At 67.6% G+C, this 24166-nt stretch carries 23 protein-coding genes; 20 read left to right on the top strand and 3 right to left on the bottom strand.

From position 1 onward, the window contains the following. Positions 1 to 41 precede the first annotated feature (41 nt). From rsgA to IFT36_RS05515, 3 genes are all read left to right on the top strand, one after another. Positions 42 to 1172, top strand: coding sequence for a ribosome small subunit-dependent GTPase A (gene rsgA, locus IFT36_RS05505; protein WP_200412609.1), 1131 nt, complete (start codon positions 42 to 44; stop codon positions 1170 to 1172). Positions 1173 to 1579: 407 nt separating this feature from the next. Continuing rightward, complete coding sequence (locus IFT36_RS05510; RefSeq protein ID WP_207114183.1) at positions 1580 to 2341, top strand: inositol monophosphatase family protein; 762 nt, start codon at positions 1580 to 1582, stop codon at positions 2339 to 2341. 235 nt (positions 2342 to 2576) lie between these two features. Beyond that, positions 2577 to 2717, top strand: a complete 141-nt coding sequence (locus tag IFT36_RS05515; RefSeq protein WP_157485316.1) for a hypothetical protein — start codon at positions 2577 to 2579, stop codon at positions 2715 to 2717. 125 nt (positions 2718 to 2842) lie between these two features. Here the strand turns inward: IFT36_RS05515 and IFT36_RS05520 are convergent, their stop codons facing one another. Together IFT36_RS05520 and fdhA are read right to left on the bottom strand one after the other, a co-directional pair. Beyond that, the gene (locus IFT36_RS05520; RefSeq protein ID WP_200412610.1) at positions 2843 to 4372 is read right to left on the bottom strand and encodes an MFS transporter; all 1530 of its coding nucleotides are present in this window, start codon (positions 4370 to 4372) and stop codon (positions 2843 to 2845) included. Positions 4373 to 4518: 146 nt separating this feature from the next. Further along, positions 4519 to 5739 carry a formaldehyde dehydrogenase, glutathione-independent gene (gene fdhA, locus IFT36_RS05525; protein WP_056046055.1) on the bottom strand — a complete coding sequence of 407 codons (1221 nt, stop codon included), beginning with the start codon at positions 5737 to 5739 and terminating at the stop codon, positions 4519 to 4521. Between the two features lie 329 nt (positions 5740 to 6068). Here fdhA and IFT36_RS05530 point away from each other — a divergent pair, with 329 nt between their 5' ends. The 16 genes from IFT36_RS05530 to IFT36_RS05605 all read left to right on the top strand — a co-directional run bounded on the left by IFT36_RS05530 (position 6069) and on the right by IFT36_RS05605 (position 23022). Beyond that, positions 6069 to 7508 (top strand): tyrosine-protein kinase domain-containing protein, encoded by a 1440-nt coding sequence (locus IFT36_RS05530; protein ID WP_056046057.1) that lies wholly within the window; start codon positions 6069 to 6071, stop codon positions 7506 to 7508. Positions 7509 to 7516: 8 nt separating this feature from the next. After that, complete coding sequence (locus tag IFT36_RS05535) at positions 7517 to 8155, top strand: arsenate reductase/protein-tyrosine-phosphatase family protein (RefSeq protein ID WP_200412611.1); 639 nt, start codon at positions 7517 to 7519, stop codon at positions 8153 to 8155. Then, positions 8155 to 9129 (top strand): hypothetical protein, encoded by a 975-nt coding sequence (locus IFT36_RS05540; protein WP_200412612.1) that lies wholly within the window; start codon positions 8155 to 8157, stop codon positions 9127 to 9129. The genes IFT36_RS05535 and IFT36_RS05540 overlap by 1 nt, the downstream gene beginning before the upstream one ends. Then, positions 9126 to 10928 (top strand): polysaccharide biosynthesis protein, encoded by a 1803-nt coding sequence (locus IFT36_RS05545; RefSeq protein ID WP_307785032.1) that lies wholly within the window; start codon positions 9126 to 9128, stop codon positions 10926 to 10928. Before IFT36_RS05540 ends, IFT36_RS05545 begins: the two co-directional genes overlap by 4 nt. Further along, positions 10925 to 12058: a DegT/DnrJ/EryC1/StrS family aminotransferase gene (locus tag IFT36_RS05550; RefSeq protein ID WP_199736196.1), complete on the top strand. Its 1134-nt coding sequence runs from the start codon at positions 10925 to 10927 to the stop codon at positions 12056 to 12058. Before IFT36_RS05545 ends, IFT36_RS05550 begins: the two co-directional genes overlap by 4 nt. Continuing rightward, positions 12055 to 12681 carry a sugar transferase gene (locus tag IFT36_RS05555; protein WP_200412613.1) on the top strand — a complete coding sequence of 209 codons (627 nt, stop codon included), beginning with the start codon at positions 12055 to 12057 and terminating at the stop codon, positions 12679 to 12681. Before IFT36_RS05550 ends, IFT36_RS05555 begins: the two co-directional genes overlap by 4 nt. Beyond that, entirely contained in the window at positions 12678 to 13328 is a 651-nt protein-coding gene (locus tag IFT36_RS05560) for a NeuD/PglB/VioB family sugar acetyltransferase (RefSeq protein WP_200412614.1), read from the top strand. The genes IFT36_RS05555 and IFT36_RS05560 overlap by 4 nt, the downstream gene beginning before the upstream one ends. Continuing rightward, the gene (locus IFT36_RS05565) at positions 13325 to 14623 is read left to right on the top strand and encodes a glycosyltransferase family 4 protein (RefSeq protein ID WP_200412615.1); all 1299 of its coding nucleotides are present in this window, start codon (positions 13325 to 13327) and stop codon (positions 14621 to 14623) included. Before IFT36_RS05560 ends, IFT36_RS05565 begins: the two co-directional genes overlap by 4 nt. Before the next feature lie 5 nt (positions 14624 to 14628). Further along, positions 14629 to 15684 (top strand): SDR family NAD(P)-dependent oxidoreductase, encoded by a 1056-nt coding sequence (locus IFT36_RS05570; RefSeq protein ID WP_200412616.1) that lies wholly within the window; start codon positions 14629 to 14631, stop codon positions 15682 to 15684. Beyond that, the gene (locus tag IFT36_RS05575; RefSeq protein ID WP_200412617.1) at positions 15681 to 16775 is read left to right on the top strand and encodes a polysaccharide biosynthesis C-terminal domain-containing protein; all 1095 of its coding nucleotides are present in this window, start codon (positions 15681 to 15683) and stop codon (positions 16773 to 16775) included. Before IFT36_RS05570 ends, IFT36_RS05575 begins: the two co-directional genes overlap by 4 nt. Next, on the top strand, positions 16772 to 17920 hold the full coding sequence (wecB, locus tag IFT36_RS05580) for a non-hydrolyzing UDP-N-acetylglucosamine 2-epimerase (protein WP_200412618.1): 1149 nt from the start codon (positions 16772 to 16774) through the stop codon (positions 17918 to 17920). The genes IFT36_RS05575 and wecB overlap by 4 nt, the downstream gene beginning before the upstream one ends. 209 nt (positions 17921 to 18129) lie before the next feature. Next, the gene (locus IFT36_RS17080; protein ID WP_374058388.1) at positions 18130 to 18402 is read left to right on the top strand and encodes an LbetaH domain-containing protein; all 273 of its coding nucleotides are present in this window, start codon (positions 18130 to 18132) and stop codon (positions 18400 to 18402) included. A gap of 92 nt (positions 18403 to 18494) precedes the next feature. Further along, positions 18495 to 19517: a glycosyltransferase family 4 protein gene (locus IFT36_RS16875; RefSeq protein ID WP_207114179.1), complete on the top strand. Its 1023-nt coding sequence runs from the start codon at positions 18495 to 18497 to the stop codon at positions 19515 to 19517. Beyond that, a complete protein-coding gene (locus IFT36_RS05595; protein WP_200412621.1) occupies positions 19514 to 20752 on the top strand; it encodes an O-antigen ligase family protein in 1239 nt (412 codons plus the stop codon). The genes IFT36_RS16875 and IFT36_RS05595 overlap by 4 nt, the downstream gene beginning before the upstream one ends. Beyond that, entirely contained in the window at positions 20749 to 21957 is a 1209-nt protein-coding gene (locus IFT36_RS05600; protein ID WP_200412622.1) for an oligosaccharide flippase family protein, read from the top strand. Before IFT36_RS05595 ends, IFT36_RS05600 begins: the two co-directional genes overlap by 4 nt. Positions 21958 to 21966: 9 nt before the next feature. Then, positions 21967 to 23022 carry a polysaccharide pyruvyl transferase family protein gene (locus tag IFT36_RS05605; protein WP_200412623.1) on the top strand — a complete coding sequence of 352 codons (1056 nt, stop codon included), beginning with the start codon at positions 21967 to 21969 and terminating at the stop codon, positions 23020 to 23022. Positions 23023 to 23043: 21 nt separating this feature from the next. Here IFT36_RS05605 and IFT36_RS05610 read toward each other — a convergent pair whose 3' ends face one another. After that, positions 23044 to 23946, bottom strand: a complete 903-nt coding sequence (locus IFT36_RS05610; RefSeq protein ID WP_200412624.1) for an LCP family protein — start codon at positions 23944 to 23946, stop codon at positions 23044 to 23046. A 16-nt stretch (positions 23947 to 23962) separates the two neighbouring features. Between IFT36_RS05610 and IFT36_RS05615 the strand changes: the two genes are divergently transcribed. Continuing rightward, positions 23963 to 24148, top strand: coding sequence for a hypothetical protein (locus tag IFT36_RS05615; protein ID WP_158612846.1), 186 nt, complete (start codon positions 23963 to 23965; stop codon positions 24146 to 24148). Positions 24149 to 24166 lie beyond the last annotated feature (18 nt).

Below are 24166 nucleotides of genomic sequence, written 5' to 3' on the forward strand. Positions count from 1 at the left end.
CGCAGGACGAGCGGGGCACGGTCGACGATGAGCGAGGCACGATGAGCTGGTGGAGCGACGGCGACGACGCCGAGGACGAGGGCGACTACGCCCGGTACGACGAGAGCTCGGTGCGGGTGCGCCCGAACCCCAAGGGCAACAAGCCGCGCACCAAGCAGCGCCCGGCCTACGCGAACGCCGAGGAGGGCGTCGTCTGGACGGTCGACCGTGGCCGCTACGGCGTGCTGATGGACGCCGGCACCCCCGACGAACGCGAGATCACGACGGCGCGGGCCCGCGAGCTCGGCAAGAAGAGCGTCGTGACCGGTGACCGCGTCGGCGTCGTCGGGGACACGAGCGGCTCCGAGGGGTCGCTCGCCCGCATCGTCAAGGTGCACGACCGCTCGACCCTGCTGCGGCGCAGCGCCGACGACAGCGACGCCGTCGAGCGCGTCATCGTCGCCAACGCCGACCAGATGCTGATCGTCGTCGCCGCCGCCGACCCCGAGCCCCGGCCCCGCCTGGTCGACCGCTACATGGTGGCGGCGTTCGACGCGGGGGTCGAACCGATCCTCTGCATCACCAAGACCGACCTCGCCGACCCGGCACCGTTCGCGGCGCACTTCTCGTGCTTCGACCTGCGCATCGTCACGACGACCTCGACCTCGTTCGACGAGGTCGCACCCGGCGGGCAGGTCTCCCCCGCGCTCGACGAGCTGCGCGGCGTCCTCGACGGCCACGTGACCGTCACGGTCGGCCACTCGGGCGTCGGCAAGTCGACCCTCGTCAACGCCCTGACCGGGTCGCGTCGCGAGGTGGGCGTGGTCAACGCGGTCACCGGTCGCGGACGGCACACCTCGTCGTCGACCGTGTCGTTCAAGGTGCCGACCGGCGGCTGGATCGTCGACACCCCCGGCGTGCGGTCGTTCGGACTCGGGCACGTCGACCCCGAGAACATCCTCAAGTCGTTCGCGGCGCACGCGATCCCGGCCGAGGGCGAGCCGGTCGACGGCATCCCGCTGGCCGAGGCCCACGACTGGGAGATCGTCGACCGCATCGAGGCCGGCGAGCTCGGCGACGTCGGCCGCGAACGGCTCGAGTCGCTGCAGTCGCTGCTCGCGTCCAAGGGCGGCGTGAGCGCGCGCGACCTCGCGGCCGCGGCCGACGACGCCCGCAGCGACGAACTCGGCTAGCGCGCCGCCGCGTCGCACCGCACTCGGTCGCTCGGCGCCGGCCGATCCGCGCCGGGGCCGACCGCGCGACATCGCACCGCGTCTCGTGCAGCACACCTGGACTAGTCGCGGTGCCGTGCACGAAACGCGGTGCAGTGAAGTGCGGGGCGGGCCGGGGCGGACCGGGGCGGCGGTGAGGTGCGGCGCGGGGCCTTGCGGTGCGGCGCGGGGCGGGCCGGGGGGCGGTGCAGGAGGCGCGGGGCGGGCCGGGGCGGCGGTGCGGTGGGTGCAGGAGGCGCGGGCCGGGCCGGCGGACAGGGCGCGGTCGAGCAGGGCGGGCTGGGTACGCTGACGGGGTGACCGATGCTGCCGAGCCGACCCGCGCCTCCTCGTCCGACCGATCCACCGGGACGCCCTGGGCGGACGACCTGGCGCTCGCGCTCGAGCTGGCCGACCTGGCCGACGCGATCAGCACCGAGCGGTACCGGTCGGCCGACCTGCACGTGTCGCTCAAGCCCGACCGCTCGCACGTGACCGACGCCGACCAGGCCGTCGAGCGGGCGATCCGCGACCGGGTCGCCGCCGCGCGGCCCGACGACACCTTCTACGGCGAGGAGTACGGCCACGACGCTCCCTCGCACCGCCAGTGGGTGGTCGACCCGATCGACGGCACGGCGAACTTCCTGCGCGGGGTGCCGGTCTGGGCGGCGTTGATCTCGCTCGTCGTCGACGGGGTGCCCGTGGTGGGCGTGGTCAGTGCTCCCGCGCTCGGCCGGCGCTGGTGGGCGACGCAGGGCGGCGGGGCGTTCTCGACCGAACATGACGGGCCGCTGCGGGTGTCGGGCGTGCGCGACCTGGCCGACGCGTCCCTGAGCTTCAACGGGCTCGAGTACTGGATCGACGCCGGGCGCCTGCCGCAACTGCTCGACCTGACGAGCCGCGTCTGGCGGACGCGGGCGTACGGCGACTTCTGGTCGTACATGCTCGTCGCCGAGGGCGCGCTCGACGTCGCGGGCGAGTTCGACCTGCAGCCCTACGACATGGCGGCCGTGGCGGTCGTCGTCGAGGAGGCCGGCGGACGTTTCACCAGTGCCGACGGCCGGCCGGGGCCCTGGCACGGCACCGCGATGGCGACGAACGGACTGCTGCACGAGAGCGTCCTCGGGGTCGTGGCCGCGCCTCCTGCCTGACCGGCACCGGCGGCCGAGGTTCATCCCTGCGACGGAGGGCGACTCAGCCCTGCGCTTATGTTCACGCAACGTGCGGGCGGCTTGACTGATCACACGACGTCACCGGCTCCGCACAGGGGCACCGAGCAGCTCGGGCAGGGTCGTCAGGGGCCCCGCCGCCCGTGTCCCTGCACGGGCGGCCGGGCCTCGCCAACCGCGTCACCGACCGCGTCACCAGCCGATCGAAAGGCCCATCATGTTCGTCACGCCCGCCGTCTCCGTCTCCGCCACCACCAGCACGGTCGCCGGCTCGATCGACCCCGCCTCGATCGCCCTGCCGACCACGCGTCAGGTCGACGTCACGAGCTACGTCGTCGAGGCCTTCGCCCGCCTCTGACCCGACCGTCACCCGGCGGCTCGCCTCCCGACGATCCGCCACGATCCGCCGCCCGACGGTCCGACGACCCGGGAGTCGCGGCCACCCGAGGAGGCGCGGGTCGCCTCCCCGACAGCGATCGCCGGCTACGAGGCCGCGGCCCCCTCGCCCACGCGCCCCTTCTTGCGGGCGCGCAGGTCCATCAGCCCGAGCACGAGCGCCACGGACACCAGGGCGATCGTGACGAAGAAGCCGTTGCGGTACGCCTCGTGGTAGACGTCGAGGTTCGCCCCGTCCGCTCCCCCGGAGCCGGCGATGACCGAGTAGAACGTCGAGACCGCCGCCGCCGTGCCGATGGCCGTGCCGGCCCGCTGGCCGACCTGCCCCATCGAACCGGCGACGCCGCCCATCTCGACGGGCACCTCGGCCAGCGTCAGCGTCTGGTTGGGCGAGATGACGAAGCCGCCGCCGGTGCCGGCGATCAGCATGCCGATGCCCATGGCATAGGGCGTGCTGTCGCGCGGAGTGAGCACGGCCGCGAGCAGCAGGGCGACGAAGCCCACCGCGACCAGGACCAGCCCGAGGACGACGAGGCTGCGGCCGAACCGGTCGACGAGGCGTCCGCCGTAGAACGCCGCGACGGCACTGGTCAGGGCGAACGGGATGGTGACCATGCCGGCGTAGACGGGTTCGAGGCCGAGCCCCTGCTGCAGGTACAGGGTCGTCAGCAGGAAGGTCGCGGGCAGGGCGCAGAAGTAGACCGTCGCGATCAGGGTGCCGTTGCGGTACGACGCGAGCGAGAACAGGCTGAAGTGCACGACGGGTGACTTGCCCCGGGCCTTGTAGCGCTGCTCCCACCAGACGAACGCGGCGCCGAAGCCGACGAAACCGATCAGGAAGAGCCAGCGCAGCGGGTCGTCGCCCTGTCCGGTGGTCAGCACGAACGGCAGCATCAGGGTGAAGATCGTCAGGCCGAGCAGCACGATGCCGAACAGGTCGAGCTCGTTGTGGCCGTTGGGGGCCGTCCGCGTCTTCGGCAGCAGCTTCAGGGCGAAGAAGATGGCGATCAGGCCGAGCGGGATGTTCATCCAGAACAGCAGGCGCCAACCGTCCTCCGGGCCGCCGATCGCGATGAGCAGACCACCGAGGGTCGGGCCGAACGCCGTGCTGACGCCGATGATGGCGCCGAAGAAGCCGAACGCGCGACCGCGCTCCTTGCCCTGGAAGAGCTGCTGGATGAGCCCGAGCACCTGCGGCATCTGGATTCCGGCGGCGACGCCCTGCAGGATGCGCGCGGCGACGAGCAACTCGATGGTCGGCGCGAGGGCGCAGAGCAGGCTCGCGACGGTGAACGAGGTCAGGCCGATGACGAACATCATGCGGCGCGACTTGAGGTCGCCGAGTCGGCCGGACGGCACGAGCGAGAGGCCGAAGGCGAGCGCGTAGCCGGCGACGATCAGCTGCAGGGCGGTGGGGCCGGCGCCGAGCGACGCCTCGATGCTGGGCAGGCCGACGTTGACCTTCGACAAGTCGAGGATCGTCAGGGCGGCGACGCCGACGCAGACGGCGAAGGCGCGCCACTTCTGGCGTTCTTCGTCGGAGCGGGCGGCGCGGCCGGAGGCGGGGCGGGCGGCGTCGGCGCCTCCCGGGGCAGGGGTGTCGGATGTCTTCGTCATGGGATCGTTCCGTCATACACCGTGCACGGCCTGCAACGACGCGGGTGCCTGCGGAACGCGGGGGGCGCGGGTGCGCCGACCCGCGCCTCCCCGGCTCCGTCGGTCGAGGGGACCGAGAGCCGAGGAGGCGCGGGTGGCGACGAGGGTCAGGCCGCCTTGATCAGGCCGTTCGGGTTGAGGACGTACTTCGTGGCCGCGCCCTGGTCGAACTCGGCGTAGCCGCGCGGGGCGTCCTCGAGGCTGATCGCCTGGGCGTGGACGTTCTTCGCGATGCTCGTGCGGTCGTGGAGGATCGCCATCATCAGCTGCCGGTTGTACTTCATCACCGGGCACTGGCCCGTGGTGAACGACAGCGACTTGGCCCAGCCGGTGCCGAGGCTGAGCGACAGCGAGCCCTTCTGCGCGGCGGCGTCGATGCCGCCCGGGTCGCCGGTGACGTAGAGCCCCGGGATGCCCATGGCGCCACCGGCCGCGGTGATGTCCATCAGCGAGTTCAGCACGGTGGCCGGTGCTTCTTCGCCCGAGCCGCCTCCGTGGCCCTTGGCTTCGAAGCCGACCGCGTCGACGGCGCAGTCGACGAGGGGTTCGCCGAGGATCTGGTCGATCTGCTCGCCCGGCTCGCCCTTGGTCAGGTCGACGGTCTCGCAGCCGAAGCTGCGCGCCTGGGCGAGGCGGTCGGCGTTCATGTCGCCGACGATGACGACGCTGGCACCGAGCAGCAGGGCTCCGGTGGCGGCGGCGAGGCCGACGGGGCCGGCTCCGGCGACGTAGACGGTCGAACCGACCTCGACGCCCGCGGTGACGGCACCGTGGAAGCCGGTCGGGAAGATGTCGGACAGCATCGCCAGGTCGAGGATCTTCTCCATGGCCTGGTCGGCGTCGGGGAACTTGAGCAGGTTCCAGTCGGCGTAGGGCACGAGCACGTACTCGGCCTGGCCGCCGACCCAGCCGCCCATGTCGACGTAGCCGTAGGCGCTGCCGGGGCGGTCGGGGTTGACGTTGAGGCAGATGCCGGTCTTGCGTTCCTTGCAGTTGCGGCACCGGCCGCAGGCGATGTTGAACGGCACCGAGACGATGTCGCCGACCTTGATGAACTCGACGTCGGGGCCGACCTCGACGACCTCGCCGGTGATCTCGTGGCCGAGCACGAGGTTCGTCGGGGCGGTGGTGCGGCCGCGGACCATGTGCTGGTCGGAACCGCAGATGTTGGTGGCGACCGTGCGCAGGATCGCGCCGTGGTTGACCTTGCGCCCGACGTTGGCCGGGTTGACGCCCGGGCCGTCCTTGAGCTCGAAGGTCGGGTAGTCGACGTCGATGACCTCGACCTGGCCGGGGCCCTTGTAGGCGACCGCGTGATTCGTTGCCATGGTGATCCTCCTTGATCACGAGCGAGCACGGGACGTGCCCGTCGTCGGCAGGCTATTGCGCGGGTCGGGTGGTGCGCCCGAATCACAGCCAGCGTTCAGGCGGACGATCAGCGACGGGTGTCGCGGTACGGCCCCCCGCACCCCCGTTCGGGGGCCACTTCGCCGGATCGGGCAACATATGTACCCCGTCTGGCCGTCCCGTGTGTGAGTATTGGTCACGGCGCAGAGTCGCGGGGAGCCATCAGGGTGCCGGGAGGCATGGTCCGTGCGACGACTGCCGGGGTGCCTGCCGCGGTGCCCGCACCCGATCAGGACAGGACCTCAGCCACGTGGAACTCCGTGACTACATCCGCATTCTCCGCAAGGGCTGGATCTTCATCGCCGCCCTCACGCTCGTCGGCCTCGCCGCCGGGGCGCTGAGCTCGATCCTGGCCACGCCGACCTACGTGTCGTCGACCCGGCTGTTCGTCTCGGTGCAGGCGCAGGACTCGTCGACCACGGTCGACGCGGTGCAGGGCAGCAGCGCGGCCCAGCAGAAGGTCCGGTCGTACGTCGACGTCGTGACGAGCGACGCGGTGCTCGACCCGGTCATCGACCAGCTCGGCCTCGACACCACGGCCGCGGGCCTCGCCTCGAAGATCACGGCCGAGTCGCCCCTGAACACCGTCTTGATCAACATCACGGTCACCGACACCGACGCCCAGCGCGCCGCCGACGTCGCCAACGCGGTGGGCGCCTCCCTCACGGACGTCGTCGTCAACGAGCTCGAGACGCCGACCGGTGGAGGCGCGAGCCTGGTCAAGATCGCGACGATCGTCCCCGGGTCGGTCGCCTCGGCCCCCTCGACCCCGCGCACCACGCTGAACCTCGGCCTGGGCCTCCTGATCGGCCTCGCCCTCGGCGTCGGAGCGGCCGTGCTGCGCAGCACCCTCGACACCCGCATCCACGGCTCGCACGACGTCGAGCTCGTCACCGATGCGCCGATCGTGGGTGGCATCAGCTACGACCCCGGGGCGAAGAAGCACCCGCTGATCGTGCACGTCGACCCGCGCAACCCGCGCGCCGAGTCGTTCCGCACCCTGCGGACCAACCTGCAGTTCGTGAACGTCGAGTCGGCCAGCCGCTGCTTCGTCGTCACCTCGTCGCTGCCCGGCGAGGGCAAGACGACCACGACGGCCAACCTCGCGGTGGCCCTCGCCGAGACCGGTGCCACGGTGGCCGTCGTCGACGGCGACCTCCGCCTGCCGCGCCTGGCCGACACCCTCGGGCTCGAGGGCGTCGTCGGCCTGACCGACGTGTTGATCGGTCGGGCCGACCTCCAGGACGTCCTGCAGCCTTGGGGCCGCGGCACGATGTACGTGCTGCCGGCCGGCCGCGTTCCCCCGAACCCGAGCGAGCTGCTCGGCTCGAAGGCGATGTCGTCGCTGATCGAATCGCTGACGACGTCGTTCGACTACGTGCTGATCGACGCGCCTCCGCTGCTGCCGGTGACCGACGCGGCCATCCTCAGCAAGCTGACCGGCGGGGCGATCGTCGTGTCGGCCGCGGGCCGCACGACCCGCAACGAGCTGCAGTCCGCGCTGCGCAACCTCGAGCACATCGGCAGCAAGGTGCACGGCATCGTGCTGACCATGCTGCCGACGAAGGGGCCGGACGCCTACGGCTACGGCAACTACGGGGCGTACTACGGCATGGAGCAGGACGCCCCCGAGGCAGGCGTCGGTGACCTGCCCGTGGCCCCGAAGACGAGCTCGCGCTCGGCGAAGTAGGCGGCCCCGTGTCTTTCGTGATCCCCCGCCGCACCTCGACCACCTTCTCGCTGCTGACCGTCTGCACCGGCAACATCTGCCGGTCACCCCTGGCCGAGCTGTACCTCCGCCGCGGTCTCTCGTCGTGGGACGACGTGACCGTGTCGAGCGCCGGCACCATGGCCGTCGACGACGACGTCATGCCCGACCAGGCCCGGGCCCTCGCCCGGTCCTTCGACCTGGAGCCCGACGGCCACCGGGCCCGGTTCCTGTTCGAGCGCGACGTCCGCGACGCCGACCTCGTCGTGGCGCTCGCCCGCGAACACCGCCGGGCCGTCGTCTCGATGCACCCCCGCGCCAGCCGGTACACGTTCACCCTGCGCGAGGCCGCCCGCCTCGCCCGCGACGTGACCGACGCCGAGCTGGTCGACGCCCTGCCCGCCGACGCGTCCACCGTGGCCGACCGACTGCGTGCGACCGTGGCCCTGCTGGCCTCCCGCCGTGGCACGGTCGAGGCACCGGACGACGCACTGGACGACGACGTCGTCGATCCCTACCGCCGGTCGGACGAGACGTTCACCGAGTCGGGTCGCCAGCTGGTGCCCGCGGCCGACGTGCTCGTCGACGTGCTGACCCGCGCCGCCGCCCTCGACGGGGGTGACCGCTGATGCCCGACGCACGCCGCAAGAGGGGCTCGCGAGCACGCGCCCGCCGCCGCCTGGCCATCATCGGGATCGGGGCCTTCGTCCTCGTCGACCTCGGACTCGTCGCCCTGGCCCTGAACCGCGAACCGTCTGGTCTGGCTGCCGACGCCGAGCCCGCCGCCACGTCGACGCCTCGCCCGGTCGAGACCGAGAGCACGCCGTCGCCCACCGCGACCCCCACCACCGCCGCCGAGGCCGTGACGCCGACGCGCCTCCTGTCGGTCGTCGACGCGGGCACCGCGTGGCGCGCGCAGGCCGCGAGCTGCACCCCCGGCACCGTCGCGTCGGCGCCCGTCGTCGAGCAGACGACGTCGGGAGGCGCCACCTGGTCGGCCACGTCGGTCGAGACCGGTGGCTCCCTCGCCGGGCTGGACCGCCTGCAGGCGACGGACGCGTCGTCGGCCTTCGTCGTCGGCCCCGCCGGGGACGACTGCGCGCCGGCGTTCGCCCAGACCTTCAGCGGGGGTGCCGAGTACCGCGACTACCCCGAGCGACTGGCGGCGTCGTGGTACGTCGCCCGGACCGCGCCCGGCACCGTTCACTCCCCCTCGGGTGACCGTGCGGCCCCGTGCCCGACCGTCGTCGACCTCGCGGTCGTGAGCGACGCCGAGGCCGGGGTGCTCTGCAGCGACCGGACGTTCTTCCGCACCGGCGACGGCGCGAGCACCTGGGACGCGGGCACCGTCGTCGACGGCGCCGTCGCGATCACGGCCGCCTCGGGCTCGTACCTGGTCGCCTCGACCGGTGTCGCCGACTGTGACGGCACCGCCGTCGTGACGCCGCCGACCGCGTCGGGCGCGGCCGCGACGACCGTGGGCTGCGCGCCGGCGTCGTCCGAGACGCCCGGAGCGATCGCGCTCTCGGCTTCGGCGGCGGCGGTCTGGCTCTGGGCCGACGACGTCGTGTCGGTGTCGACGGACGGCGGGGTGACCTGGTGATCGACCGGTTCATGGCCTCGCCGGCGCGACGGACCGCCCTGCAGGTGGGGCTCGACGCCCTCTCGTGGGTCGTCGCGATCTTCTTCGCCGTGTCGCTGCGCTACGACTTCTGGTACGGCGACGTCACCTGGTCGGCGGTCTTCGGCGTCGCCGCCGTGACGGTCGTCGTCGGGGCGGCACTCGGCTACGCGACGGGGCTTTATCGTCGCCGGTTCGTGCCGGGCAGCTTCGCCGAGGTGCGCACCATCGTCGCTGTGGTCGTCGCGACCGGGCTGATCGTCGGCATCCCCGTCCTCGCGATCGGGACCGAGATCATGTTGGCGCGCAGCACCGTGTTCATCGCCATGCCGGTCGTCTTCGTCTTCATGGGAGCCCTGCGCTACGTGGCCCGGCTCTACGTCGAGACGCAGAGCCGCCCCGGCGAGAGTGCCCAACCGACGCTCATCTTCGGAGCGGGTCGTCTCGCCAACCACCTCGTCCGCCGCATGCTGACCGACCCGGCCTCGCCGTACCTCCCCGTCGGCCTGATCGACGACGACCGCACGCGGTCGAGCCTGCGCATCGAGGGCGTGCGCGTCCTCGGGACGAGACAGGACCTCGTCGCCGCCGCCGAGCGGAGTGGGGCGAAGGCGATCATCATCGGCATCGCGAAGGCCGACGCCCCCCTGCTGCAGGACGTCACCGACCGGGCCGCCGAGGCCGGACTCCGCGTGATGGTCCTCCCGCTGCTCGACGAGATCCTCGAGGGCAAGTCGAGGCTCGGCGACGTGCGCGACATCGCCATCGAGGACATCATCGGCCGTCACCCGGTCGACACGCAGGTCGAGTCGATCGCGGGCTACCTGGCGGGCAAGCGCGTCCTCGTCACGGGAGCCGGCGGGTCGATCGGCAGCGAGTTGTGCCGCCAGATCGCCAAGTTCGGCCCCGCCGAGCTGATCATGCTCGACCGTGACGAGACCGGTCTGCAGCAGTCGCAGCTGTCGATCTCGGGCAACGGCCTGCTCGACACCAAGGAGGTCGTGCTGGCCGACATCAGGGACCCGGAGGCGCTGCGAGCGATCTTCGAGGACCGTCGACCCGAGGTGGTCTTCCATGCGGCGGCGCTGAAGCACCTGCCGATGCTCGAGCAGTACCCCGACGAGGCGTGGAAGACGAACGTGCTCGGCACCCAGAACGTGCTCGACGCGAGCAAGGCCGTCGGGGTGACGACGTTCGTCAACATCTCGACCGACAAGGCGGCGAACCCGACGAGCGTGCTGGGGCACTCGAAGCGCCTGGCCGAGCGACTCACGGCCTGGACCGCCGACGAGACCGGTGCCCGCTACCTGTCGGTGCGGTTCGGCAACGTGCTGGGCAGCCGTGGGTCGATGCTGCCGGTGTTCACCTCGCTGATCGAGGCCGGTGGCCCGCTGACGATCACGCACCCCGACGTGACGCGGTTCTTCATGACCATCCCCGAGGCGTGCCACCTCGTGGTTCAGGCGGGTGGCATTGGTTCGCCCAGCGAGGTGCTCATCCTCGACATGGGCGAGCCCGTGCGCATCCTCGACATCGCCGAACGCATGATCGCCATGTCGGGCCGGGACATCGGCATCGTCTACACGGGCCTGCGCGAGGGCGAGAAGATGCACGAGGAGCTCGTCGGCCTCGGCGAGAGCGACAACCGGCCCGTGCACCCGAAGATCTCGCACACCACCGTGCCGGCGCTGCACCCGTCGCAGCTCGACGGCGTGCACGCCCACGTGGGCCCGTGGACGGCGGAGCTCGCGCTCGACCCGAAACAGGAAGTTCCCGAGTGACCGAACGGATCTACATGAGCTCGCCCGACGTGGGCGAGCTCGAACAGCAATACGTCCTGGCGGCCATGGCGGGCGGCTGGATCGCACCCCTGGGGCCCGACGTCGACGCCTTCGAGCGCGACGTCGCCGAGCGGGTCGGGGTCGGGCACGGCGTCGCCCTCAGTTCGGGGACATCGGCCCTGCACGTCGCTCTCGTCGCCTGGGGCGTGGGGCCGGGCGACGTCGTGCCCACGTCGTCGATGACCTTCGCCGCGACGGCGAACGCCATCGCATACACGGGCGCCGAGCCGTACTTCGTCGACTGTGACCCCGAGACAGGCAACATGGACCCGGGTCTGCTCGCCAGTGTTCTCGACGAGCTCACGGCCTCGGGCGAACGAGTGGGCGCGGTCGTGCCCGTCGACCTGCTCGGCAAGGCCGTCGACTACACCGCCATCACCGAGCTCACCGATCGCCACGGCGTGCGACTGCTCGCCGACGCAGCGGAGTCGCTCGGCGCATCCCATCGAGGACGTGCCGCCGGGTCGTTCGGTGATGCGTCCGTGGTCTCGTTCAACGGCAACAAGATCATGACGACGTCGGGCGGCGGCATGTTGCTGACCGACGACGGCGACCTGGCACAGCGCGTGCGCTACCTGTCGACGCAGGCGCGACAGCCCGTCGTCCACTACGAGCACACCGAGATCGGCTACAACTACCGTCTCAGCAACTTGTTGGCGGCCCTTGGACGGGCACAGCTGACCCGGCTCGACGAGATGATCGCCCGGCGCCGGGAGATGCGTGAGCTGTACGCCTCGCTCTTCGCCGGGGTCGAGGGTGTCGAGATCTTCGGTCGCGACGGCGACGAACTCGACAACGTCTGGCTGACGTCGATCCTCGTCGACCGTTCGGTCACCGGATGGGCGCCGGCCGATCTGTCGGCCTGGTTGGCCGAGGTTCAGATCGAGTCGCGACCGTTGTGGAAGCCCATGCACCTGCAGCCGGTCTTCGCGTCGGCTCGTGCGCGCGTGACGGGCGCCTCAGAGCGACTCTTCGAGCGCGGGTTGACGTTGCCGAGCGGTTCGGCTCTCGACGCCGGGCAGCGGGAACGCGTCCACGCCCGCATCCAGTCCTTCTTGGACGCCGCATGAAGTCAGGGCTCGCAGATCGAATCGCCAAGCGGGCGCTCGACGTCGCCGTCGCCGGTGTCGGGCTGCTCGTCACCGCCCCCGTCCAACTCGTGTTGGCCGCCGTCATCGCCCGACGCCTGGGGCGGCCGGTGCTGTTCGTCCAGGCGCGCCCGGGCAAGGGTGCCAAGGTATTCCACCTCGTCAAGTTCCGCACCATGTTGCCCGTCGACGAGTCTCGCGGCCTGGTGACGGACGAGGACCGCATGACCGCTTTCGGAGCCACCCTGCGCTCGACGAGCCTCGACGAACTGCCCACGTTGTGGAACGTCCTGCGGGGCGACATGAGCCTCGTCGGGCCGCGCCCCTTGCTCGTTCGCTACCTCGAGCGCTACTCCCCCAGGCAGGCTCGTCGTCACGACGTCCGCCCCGGCGTGACCGGACTCGCGCAGATCAACGGCCGCAACGCGATCTCGTGGGCGGACAAGCTCGAGCTCGACGTGCGCTACGTCGAGACCAGGTCGTTCTTCGGTGATCTGGGCATACTGGCCTGGACCCTCATCCGAGTGATTCGTCGCGACGGAGTGACGGCCGTGGGTTCGGTCACCACAGACGAATTCCGCGGTTCTCCCGGGGCGCCCGCATGACCGTTCGTTTGGTCGTGATCGGTGCAGGAGGATTTGCCCGAGAGACTCTCGACGTCATCGACGCACTGGAGGACGCGACCCCCGGAAGCTTCCACGTCCTCGGCGTTCTCGACGACGATCCGAGTCCGCATGCAGTCGGCATCCTTGCACTGCGGGGTGTCGTCGTTCTCGGGAGCGTCCAGGATCTCTTCGAGGGGCATCTGACGGAACCGTTCGACGCCTACGTCATCGCCATCGGCGACCCGCGAGTTCGAGCAGGCATCGCCGACCGCATACCCCAAACGACACAGCCTGCTGCGGCGCTGATCCACCCTCAAGCCATTCTGGGAACCGGGACGATCTGCGAGTCCGGTGTCGTCATCTGCGCTGGCGCCGTGGTGTCGGCGAACGTCATCATCGGGCCTCACACTCACGTGAACCCGAATGCGACCATCGGCCACGACGCCGTGCTGGGCCGCGCTGTGTCAGTCAATCCGGCAGCCGTGGTCTCCGGGGCGGTCGACGTCGGGGCAGAAGTATTGCTCGGCGCCGCCTCGGTCGTCTTGCAGGGATTGACCATCGGTGCCGGAGCCGTGGTCGGGGCGAGTGCTTGCGTCACCCGAGACGTTCCGGCCGGCAAAGTCGTCATGGGGGTGCCAGCGCGATGACCAGCAGTACAGCTTCGCCCCCACTCCGCGTCCTCATCGTCAGCCAGTACTTCAGACCAGAACGGGTATCGATCCCGATCACCCTGGCAGACGAGTTGAGCCGACGAGGGCATGACGTCGAAGTGCTGACGGGTTGGCCGAATTACCCCGATGGCGAGCTTTTTCCCACTTACAAACAGCGGCTCCGCCATACCGAACGTCAGGGCGGCGTGATGGTTCATCGGGTGCCCTTGATCATCAGTCACAGCCGCTCGGCCGTTGGTCGTCTTCTGAACTACGCATCGTTCGCGTTCAGCTCGACCTTCCGGTTTGGCCTCGCCAGGCGAGCTGACGTCGTGTACGTCTATGCGACCCAGATGACGGCGAGCATCGGCCCGCTCTTGTGGAACAGGGCTTTCGGCACACCCTACGTACTGCACGTTCAAGATCTCTGGCCCGAGTCGATCGTCGACTCCGGCATGGTGGACCGTCGCGTCACTGCGATCATTCGGCGCATCCTCACGCCGTGGTTGACAACGACTTATGGTCGGGCTGCACACGTCGTCGGCATCGCTCCGACGATGCTCTCGATGCTGCGCTCCCGCGGTGCGCGATCTACTGACTCAAGCGTTGTCTACAACTGGGCTCCGGCCGATGTGGTCGAGACCGATGATTCCTTCGGCTCAGAGCGCGAAGGGGCGACAGCGAACTCGACGACGTTCGTCTACGCCGGAAATCTAGGCGAGATGCAAGACCTTTTGGGTCTGATCGACGCTTTCGCACTGTGCGCAGACGTCCCCGACATCGAACTCGTAATTGCGGGTAGCGGTGTGATGGAAGCCGACCTGCGTCAACGGGCGGCCCAGCACCCCGGCGCCCGCATCACGTTCACGAGTCGTCTCGATGCCGGCGACATGAGGGCTCTCAACGCACGCAGCGATTTTCAGTTCGTCACTCTCAAGGGTCTGGATATCTTTCGCGGCACGATCCCGTCCAAGCTGCAGAACTCCCTGGCCACGGGCGTGCCCGTCATCACGACCGTGCACGGTGATGTGACCGAGCTCGTGGAACGAGAGGGCCTCGGCCTGTCCGCCTCGCCGAACGACCCAGGATCCCTCGCCGGTGCCATCCGGCGCGCTGCCGCCATGACGCAGGCTGAGAGAGCGACGTTGGCCGCGCGGGCACGGCGTTTCTATGAAGAATACATGTCGGAAGCGGCAGGCATTTCGTCAATCGAAGCCATTTTGCAAGCGTCCCGGAGGACGACACAGCAGACCGATCCGGCGCACGTTATGAAAGAAGAGAACCAAGAATGAGCCCCATGACGACAAATAAGGACTATGCCGGCAAGTCGGTGCTCATCACCGGTGGAACTGGGTCGTTCGGACGAACCGTGGCGCAGAAATTGCTCTCGAGCGACGTGAGTCAAGTACGCATCCTGAGCCGGGACGAAGCGAAGCAGGACCAGATGCGTCACGACCTGGGCGACGCCCGGGTCCGTTTCTACGTCGGCGACGTCCGCGACCACCTGAGCGTCGAGCGGGCCGTCCGCGACGTCGATTACGTGTTCCACGCCGCTGCCCTGAAGCAGGTCCCCTCATGCGAGTTCTTCCCCATCGAGGCGGTCAAGACCAACGTGCTCGGTAGCGAGAACGTCGTCCGGGCCAGCGAGGCAGCGGGCGTCGAGTCGCTCGTCTGCCTCAGCACCGACAAAGCCGTCTATCCGGTCAACGCCATGGGGATGAGCAAGGCGATGATGGAGAAGGTCGCGCAGTCACACGGCCTGAACAACCCGAACGCCGTGACCACGGTGTCGTGCGTTCGCTACGGCAATGTCATGTACTCGCGCGGCTCGGTGATCCCCTTGTTCATCTCGCAGCTCAAGGCGGGCAAGGACCTCACGGTGACCGACCCGTCGATGACCCGGTTCATGATGTCCCTGCCGTCGTCCGTCGACCTCGTCGAGCACGCCTTCCGGAACGCTCATCAGGGCGACCTCTTCATCCGGAAGGCGGCGGCCTGCACCATGGGTGACCTCGCCCAGGCGGTCATCAACATCTTCCAGAGCGAGCGTCGCGTCACCGTGATCGGCACCCGTCACGCCGAGAAGGTCTCGGAGGCGCTGGCCAACCGTGAAGAACTCTCCCGCGCCGAGGACATGGGCGACTACTTCCGCATCTCGGCGGACAAGCGCGACCTGAACTACGGCGCGTTCTTCGAGGAGGGTGACCCCGAGCAGGTCGAGTACTCCGACTACGACTCCCACACGGTCGACCGCATGACGGTGACCGATGTCGAGGCGATGCTCCTGGCCCTGCCCGAGGTACGTTCGGAGCTGGCCCTCGCGGGCATCCACCACCCCGAGGTCACCGCGTGAAGCTCGCGATGACGGGGGCCGGTGGCTTCCTGGGGTGGCACACCCGCGCCCTCCTCCACTCGCTGGGTGAACCCGTCGTCCATCCGTTCGCCGTCGGCGATCGATTCGATGCTCGGCTGGCGGAGGAGGCCGTCTCGGGCAGTGATCGACTCGTCCTCATCGCGGGTGTCAACCGTGGCACGGATGACGAGGTCCACGCGGGAAACGTCCTGTTCGCCGAGCAGGCCGCCCGGGTCGTCCGCGCCGCCGAGGTGGCGCCGGCCTCCATCGTCTTCGCCAACTCCACCCAGGTCGGCAACGGCTCGACCTATGGCGTGGCGAAGGAGGCGGCGGCACGCATCATCCGTGACGCTGCCGTGGACGTCGGGGCACGTTTCGTCGACGTGCACCTCCCGAACCTGTTCGGCGAGCACGGACGCCCCTTCTACAACGCCGTGACGGCGACGTTCTGCCACCTGCTGAGCCGCGGCGAGACCCCTTCGGTCGACGTCGACCGCGAACTGAGCCTGCTGCACGCGCAGCACGCCGCCGAGGCGCTCGTCGGCATCGACGGGGCCGAAGACGTGCTCGCCCGGGCGACGACGACGACGGTGTCGAAGTTGCTGGCGACCTTGTCGCGATTTGCCTCGGCGTACTCGAAGGGCGACGTGCCCGTGCTGGCGTCCGACTTCGAGCGCGACTTGTTCAACACCTACCGGTCGTTCGCCTTCGAGGCTTCGCACGTCATCCCCCTGACTCAGAACACCGACGCCCGAGGCAGCTTCACCGAGGTGATCCGGTCACACGGCGGATCGGGGCAGACGTCGTTCTCGACGACGGCGCCCGGCGTGACTCGAGGTCAGCACTACCACCGGCGGAAGATGGAGCGCTTCACCGTGGTGGCCGGAACGGCCGAAATCCGGCTGCGGCGCCTGTTCTCGGACGAGGTGGTCACCGTCACCGTCGACGGCACGGCACCGTGTTCGGTCGACATGCCCACCTTCTGGGCCCACTCCATCACCAACACCGGCGACGACCTGCTGTTCACCATGTTTTGGTCGAACGAGATCTTCGACCCTGAAGCCCCCGACACCATCCCGGAGATCGTATGACTGCCCCCACTCCTCGTCTCAAAGTCGTTACCGTCGTGGGAACGCGCCCTGAAATCATCCGGCTGTCAGCCGTCATCAAGCGCCTCGACGAGCACGTCGACCATGTGCTGGTACACACCGGCCAGAACTATGACTACGAGCTCAACGAGGTCTTTTTCGAGGACCTCGGGCTGCGTCCGCCGAACCACTTCCTCGAAGCCGACACGTCGTCGCTCGGTGCCGTGCTGGGTAGCGTGCTCGTTGCGATCGAGAGAGTACTCGTCGAGGAGCGACCCGATGCTTTCTTGGTGCTCGGTGACACGAACAGCAGCATCTCGGCGGTCATCGCCAAACGGATGAAGATACCGGTCTTTCACATGGAAGCCGGCAACCGCTCATTCGACGAAAACGTCCCCGAAGAGACGAACCGGCGGCTCGTCGACCACGTGGCCGACTACAACCTCGTCTACTCCGAGCACGCGCGGCGCAACCTGCTGGCCGAGGGCCTGCACCCGTCACGAGTAATGCTGACCGGTTCGCCCATGCGGGAAGTGATCCAGCAAAACCGAGCAGGCGTCGCTGCGAGCACAGTCCTCGAGGCGGAGCAACTCACCCGCAACGGGTACTTCTTGGTCAGCCTTCACCGAGAAGAGAACGTGGACAATGCGGCGCGCCTCGAATCCATCCTGCGCGGGCTGGAGCAGCTGGGCACACTGCATGGGCTGCCTGTACTCGTCAGCACCCACCCGCGCACGAGGAAGCGTGTCGAGTCATTGGGCACTCGCTTCTCAGGATTGAGCTTCCACAAGCCCTTCGGCTTCCACGACTACCTCGCATTGCAATCTTCTGCCGCGCTGGTGCTGTCCGATAGCGGGACGATCGCCGAAGAAGCGTCCGTTCTCGGCTTCCCCGCGGTCACGTTGCGCGACGCAATCGAGAGGCCAGAGGCACAAGATACCGGCAGCATCCTTCTCACGGGAGCAGACGAGGAGTCGATCATCCGGACTTCCGCTTACGCGCTGAGCACGAAGGGTGAAACTGCTGCCCATGACGACACGCCAGCGGCCTACATGGTCGAGAACACGTCGCACCGGGTCGTCTCGATGATTCTGTCCACGACACCGTCGCACCACCACCGACTCGGCATCCGGGGAACCGGCTCGTGACCTTGTCACGTGTTCTCGTGTCCTCCGTGCGCTTCGCACGGAGGATGACTTTCGGACTCAGCTCACTCGGTCGGGCCCGTTGGGGCAAGAACTTCGTCATAGGACCGCGCGCTCGTTCAGCACGTTCAGGCAGTTTCGTGGCCGGTTCGCGGGTCAACATCGGAGCCGATTTCGTCAACCACGCCAAACTCAGCGTAGGAGATGACGTGATGATCTCGTCACACGTGGCCATCGTAGGAAACGACCACCCCTTCGACGCCTCGGAACGGACGATCCAAGATTTCCCCTCGTCGCCACCGGCGAAAGTGGTTCTCGAGGGTGACAACCTCATCGGCTACGGCACGATCATCTTGGGGCCCGTCACGATAGGTCGAGGCACGGTCGTAGGCGCCGGCTCGCTGGTCACCCATGATCTGCCTCGTGACGTCGTGGCGTACGGTAGGCCGGCAGTAGCGAAAAGGCCCCGCCGAGGTCGCTTGTGATGCGACCTCTTCGCCTTCTGGTCGTCTATCCATTCCTCGTCCATTACCGGTACGGGGTATTCAGCGAGCTAGAAAAGACAGACGGTCTCGAGGTGACGTTCGTATCTGGGACCGCCGGGCGTGCCGGCATAGAAAGCACGCCACCCTCCATGGTCGATCGTCACAAGAAGGCAGAGACGATCTACGCCGGGCGATTCAGCTGGCAGGGCGCTGCAATTCGCATCGCGATGTTCGGAAAGTACGATTCGGTCGTGTTCCTGGGCGACGCATGGTCGATCAGCACCTGGCTAGCGGCCGCCGCGGCTCGTCTTCGTCGAAAGACTGTGTTCTTCTGGACGATCGGGTGGCACAGGCCCGAGACTGGCGTCTTGCGCGTGTTCCGGCTTGCGTTCTACAAGCTGGCGAATGAACTACTCATCTACGGGAACACAGGTCTGGCTCTTGGCGCCGCAATGGGCTACCCCGAGCACAGGATGACGGTCATCTACAACAGTCACCACAGTTCGAAACAACTGACCACGTCGCCTTCTGCTGAAGGGCTGCGCCTCGCTCCTACCAGCGACGCCACTATCGGCGCCATCGTGCGCTTGACCCCTCCCAAACGCCTTGATCTCCTCATCCGAGCAGCCGCGTCGCTGGCCGACCGTGGATGCCCCGTCAGAGTGGTGCTCGCGGGCGAAGGCCCCGAACTGAAAGCTTTGACCGACCTGGCTCGAACTCTTGGAGTCCACATCGACTTCCTGGGTGCGGTATACGCGCGACAGGACATCGAGTCCCTTTATCAGTCGTTGGACGTGACCGTGCTTCCTGCTGCAGCAGGGCTGACCGTGATCCAGAGCTTGGCTCACGGTGTGCCCGTCATCACAGACGACGATATCTACGGGCAAATGCCAGAAGCTGAAGCAGTCATCGACGGTGTCACGGGAGCTCGATACCCGCGTGATGATGTATCTGCCCTGGCTGACGCAATCGCATTCTGGGTCATGAAGAAGCGCCAGTCCCCAGCGGTGGTGGCCCGGGCGGCACAGGATGAAGTCCAGGCCAGATGGACGCCGGAAGCACAGGCCTTCCGCATCGCCTCGCGAGTGAAGGCACGTCAGGTGGTCGGCCAGTGACCAAACCGACGACCGACAATCCACGACAGCCTGCTCTGGCGTTGGCTCTGCTGTTGGCAGGCCTGGGGAATCTCGTCCTCCCCGTTGTCGTCCAAGACCTGCTGCCGACGGACTATCTGCTTCTGACCCTGGCCCTCTGCGGCCTAGTCATCCTTTACCAGTTCCGCCTCGTCCTGGCTCGAGCCGGTATGTGGTGGCCTGCCGCCGCCTTCTCAGTCGCGTGCATCCCTGGCTTTCTTGTGGGTCCCCCGACGGCCTACGGGCTGACCAAAGCTCAGGCCATTTTGGTAATCCTGATCTTGTTCGTCGCTTGCGCCGCGGTCAGGCATCCGCCGACGTTCATCAGGAACTTCACCGTGGCTGCCATCATCGTCGGCGCATTCTTCAGCGTGGCGGCCCAGATCTTCGGCACCCAGGATGTTGGCGGCCGTCTCGTCTTCTTGGGGCTGAACCCGATCGGCATAGGACGTGTCGCGGGATTCGTGCTGGTGGTCACGCTGACGCTGGTCATCGTTCGCATCGTCAGGAGTCCCCTGCTCATTCTCGGAGCCGTCGTCACAGCCACCGTCACAGCGGTCGGAGTCGTGGCGACGGGGAGCAGAGGGCCCCTGGTCGCTGCCGCGGTGGCGCTCGCGGGTCTCGTGTTCTTCCTGGCGCGCACCAAGCGTCTGGCGCCGAGGACAACAATCTTGATCGTGCTCTCCGGTTTGACGGCAGTGGCTGCGATCGTTTTCTCTGACAGTGCCGGTCTTACGCGTCTGACCACAGCATCGGATTCCGGTCGATCCGACCTCTACACCGAGACCCTGCACCTAGCTTTCGCCAACCCCATGGGTATCGGTTGGGGACGACTGGGTCAGTTCATCGTCGACTTCAGGGCCATCGACGAAGAGAGTCTCTACGCTCACAACGTGTTCCTGGAGATCCTCGTCGAGGGCGGCGTCTTTGCTCTCGTGGCGGTCACGGCACTGTTCGCTGCATGCTTCGTCCAGGCCTGGAGGGCAGCCAAAGTCGATTCATGGTTCTCGGTAATCTTCGTCGTTCTCGTCTACACGGTCGCCAGTGCACAGTTCTCCAGTGACATCGTCGGAAACCGACTCATGTGGCTGTACATGGGCTTTTCACTCATGGCCGGCTGGTGGGTCACGAGGGCGACGTCAGACGAGACGTCCACGGAACACTTTCCGAGACCACGACGAGATACACCGCGTCGGCCCGCACGAGCGCGACGGTGAAACGGCAGTTCGTCTGGGTCGCCGGGGGTCGAATCCTTGCCGCCGTGCTCCAGGCTGCGATTCTCGTGGTGTTGGCCCGTTCCACCGACCCGGCTACTTTTGGATTCTTCTCAGCCGTGTTCGGCATCGGAGTCGTCCTGCAGAACGCTTTCGACCTGGGTCTCGGCACCTACGTGGTCAGGGAAAGGGCGAACGAACCGCACAGCGGGAAGATTTCGATGGCTCTGCATATTAACAACGCGACATCGATCGCCATGGGTACCTTCTCGATCCTCGTTCTCTTCTGTCTGTCAATCGCGACCCCCCTGACCCTCTGGGTCTTCATTCCCCTGGCGGTGGCGATGGCCGCGGAGCGCAACGCCGACGTGCGGCTGGGCGTCGCCTTGGCTGACGGCGATGCTCGCGTGAACACACTGAACCTCGTGGGTCGGCGCACGGGCACGATCCTCGTATTCGTTGTCCTCGTTCTCTCTACGGACGCTGAGCCGGTCCTCGCCTACTGTCTGGCAGCCGCCATCGCAGGGCTCGTGTCCGTCGCCACAGCCCACCGCTACGTTCGCCGGCACGTCGATCCCGTCGTGCCGCGGGCGGGATGGCATGAGACGCTCACAGCATCGTGGCCCTTCTACGTGAACTCCTTCGCAACCCAGTTCCGCAATCTGGACACCACGTTGGTCGCGGCATTCGCGGGACCTGCGCAAGGCGGCTTGTACGCCGCCGCTGCACGACTGACCGGGCCACTTCGCATCCTGCCGACGTCCTTGGCGGCCGTCCTGCTTCCGAATGCGACACGAGCCAACGATGTGTCCGTCAGGCGCCGGAGTCTCGGGCTCACCCTGTACGTCGTCCTCGTGATGACCCTCATCTATGTCGTCCTGGCCGTCATCGTTCCCTGGGGCATTCCCGTCGTCCTCGGACAGTCGTACAGCGCGTCGATCCCTGCCGTGCAGATCGTTCTCGTCGGACTCGTCTTCGCTGCGGGGTCGTCGTTGCTGAGTGCGTCGCTTCAGGGCTGGGGCGATGCTCCCTACGTGGGCACGGTCGCTGCTACGACGAGCGCACTGTGCCTCGTCTCCGTCTCCATAGGCGCTGCGGTCGGCGGTGCGACGATGGCGGGCGCTGGGCTCGCGCTGTCCTTCCTGGTCCAGGCGCTGGGCCTCTCCTTTCGGCTACCCCGCCACCTTCGTACGACCAAGAACCCCTAGGAAGAACCCATGTCCCGACTTCGGCCCATCTTCTACAGCGTCTCGGCTCAACCAGACAATCTGGGAGACATCGAGATTCGGAAGACCGTCCTCGATTGGCTGAAGGACAGCGGCCGTCCCCTCGTCGTGTTCGTCGGGCCTATGCCCTCGGACTACCTGGCGGGTTTCGGCAACCTGGCGGACGTCGAAATCCATTCGAGAAGTGTCTCCTTCGAACGCAGACTCTTATTCGCAGCGTGCCGAGGACGGGCGACCCTCGTCCTGGCGCCTGGGCCTCAAATCTTCGGGCCCGCAGCCTTGGCCGTTCGATCGCTCATCAACCTCGTCAACGTTCTGGCCGTTCGGAGCCGAGGGGGATCGGCTGTCGCCGTCGGTAGATCATTGCGAGGCGGCCTCTCGCTCGGGCGTGTGCTCGACAGGTTCCTCATCAAGCTTTTTTCTCTCTATACCGTGAGAGACGACCTTTCTTCCCAGGCCATTGGCCTCAACCTCCGGCAACACCCGGACATGGCCTTTGCGCACGTCGACACGTCGCCTTCTGAGGGGGATCGCAACCTACTCGCCCTCTCATTTCGTAGCGATAGAGCCGTTCCGCTCGAGCTCCTGTCACGTCTGGTCGAAACGGCGCGCGCTGAGGCGCTGGAACCTGTTCTTGTCTCTCAGGTACGCCGCGACGACCCCCAACACCGTCAACTCGGTAACTTGTTGGGCGTTCGAACAGCCTTATGGGAGGACAGGACTCACCTCCAGCAAGACGAGGTCGTCAGGGGCATCTACCGTCGATCTCTGCACGTGTTGAGCAATCGTCTACACGCATTGATCATGGGCATGCAGTGCGGCGCATTGCCGGTGGCCTTCACCGAAGCAGGCCAAGACAAACTGACGAGCACGCTCCGCGGAGTCGTCACTACAGAGAGTTGGCCGGAGAGCACGCGCACTGATGACCAGCCCGGTCCATGGCTGACACGGTCACCCGTATCCGCGCAGGAACGCTTGACCGACGAGCTCCACACCGCCTCGGAGCGGCTACGAGAACTCCGGCAGGCCTTTTTGGACGTGCTCTGACCTCAGGCTGTGACCCGTCACCTACTGAGCGTTGGGGACGTTATTCAGCGAATCGTTTGCTAGCCCCGCCTTGACGGCGTCGAGGCCGGGTTGATCAACGTTCACGATCGATTGCCCGGCGATCGAGCCGGTGCCGGCCGTCGGGACGGTGAAGAAGTGCATCTTCGAGCCGTCAATCGAGCGCAGGCTGAAGCCGAGCGAGGCGATCGTTCCGATGTCGAACTCCTTGTCGACGGTCAGATACGGCGACATCGCTGTGACGAAGGCCGAGATCTTGCCCGGGTCGGTCAAGGTAGAACGGCTGAGAATGGTGTTGGCCAAGCCCTTGACGAACGCCTGTTGGTTCTTGACGCGAGTGAAGTCGGCGTCGGCGAAGGCATAGCGCTCACGCACGAATGCCAGCGCAGCGTCACCCTCGAGTTTGTTGAGACCCGCCGGATACGAGAAGCCTGTCTTCGTCGAGAACGCCTGCGGCGAGAACACGTCGACCCCGCCCAGTGCCGTGGTCATGCCCTTGAAGCCTTCGAAGTCGATGATGGCCACGTGGTCGATCCGGACGCCGAGTAGCTGCTCGACGGTCTGCACGGTCAGGGGTGAGCCGCCGTAGGCGAAGGCCGCGTTGATCTTGTTCGAGCCGTGGCCGGGGATCGGCACGTAGAGGTCGCGCATGATCGACATCACGTAGACGTTCTCGCGGTCGGCGTCGACGTGCACCAGCATCATCGAGTCGGTCCGCTGGTCCGACGACGACGGGTCGTCGATGGTCGTCGCGTCGGCGCGGGAGTCCGAACCCATCAGCAGGATGTTCATCGCCCCGTCGGGTGCCGGCGCCGGACGCGTCGACTCCTCGGGGAAGGCCTGCTCGATCTTCGTCGCGTTGTCGTTGAACGAGTTCGCCAGCCGCGACGCGTAGACGCCGCCCACGACCCCGACGATCACGATGACCCCCACCAGCACCGACGCCAGCGTGATCAGAGCGATGACCGGTTTCGAACGACGCCGCCTGCGCTTCTTCTGCGGCGTCGGCTCGCCACCGTCGCCCTCGTCCGGCGTCAGCGTGAAGATGTCGCTCATGCGGCTCGCTCCCCTAGCACTCGGTCACGGATCTCGGCCACAGCGCACCTGACTATAACAAGGAGCCGAC

The organism is Frigoribacterium sp. CFBP 13605 (assembly GCF_014839405.1).
Taxonomy (GTDB): domain Bacteria; phylum Actinomycetota; class Actinomycetes; order Actinomycetales; family Microbacteriaceae; genus Frigoribacterium.

Coding starts and splice junctions, on each gene's coding strand:
- rsgA (WP_200412609.1), top strand. CDS start 42: ATGAGCTGGTGGAGCGACGGCGACGACGCCGAGGACGAGGGCGACTAC.
- IFT36_RS05515 (WP_157485316.1), top strand. CDS start 2,577: ATGTTCGTCACGCCCGCCGTCTCCGTCTCCGCCACCACCAGCACGGTC.
- IFT36_RS05520 (WP_200412610.1), bottom strand. CDS start 4,372: ATGACGAAGACATCCGACACCCCTGCCCCGGGAGGCGCCGACGCCGCC.
- fdhA (WP_056046055.1), bottom strand. CDS start 5,739: ATGGCAACGAATCACGCGGTCGCCTACAAGGGCCCCGGCCAGGTCGAG.
- IFT36_RS05540 (WP_200412612.1), top strand. CDS start 8,155: ATGCCCGACGCACGCCGCAAGAGGGGCTCGCGAGCACGCGCCCGCCGC.
- IFT36_RS05555 (WP_200412613.1), top strand. CDS start 12,055: ATGAAGTCAGGGCTCGCAGATCGAATCGCCAAGCGGGCGCTCGACGTC.
- IFT36_RS05560 (WP_200412614.1), top strand. CDS start 12,678: ATGACCGTTCGTTTGGTCGTGATCGGTGCAGGAGGATTTGCCCGAGAG.
- IFT36_RS05565 (WP_200412615.1), top strand. CDS start 13,325: ATGACCAGCAGTACAGCTTCGCCCCCACTCCGCGTCCTCATCGTCAGC.
- IFT36_RS05570 (WP_200412616.1), top strand. CDS start 14,629: ATGACGACAAATAAGGACTATGCCGGCAAGTCGGTGCTCATCACCGGT.
- wecB (WP_200412618.1), top strand. CDS start 16,772: ATGACTGCCCCCACTCCTCGTCTCAAAGTCGTTACCGTCGTGGGAACG.
- IFT36_RS17080 (WP_374058388.1), top strand. CDS start 18,130: ATGATCTCGTCACACGTGGCCATCGTAGGAAACGACCACCCCTTCGAC.
- IFT36_RS05605 (WP_200412623.1), top strand. CDS start 21,967: ATGTCCCGACTTCGGCCCATCTTCTACAGCGTCTCGGCTCAACCAGAC.
- IFT36_RS05615 (WP_158612846.1), top strand. CDS start 23,963: ATGACCCCCACCAGCACCGACGCCAGCGTGATCAGAGCGATGACCGGT.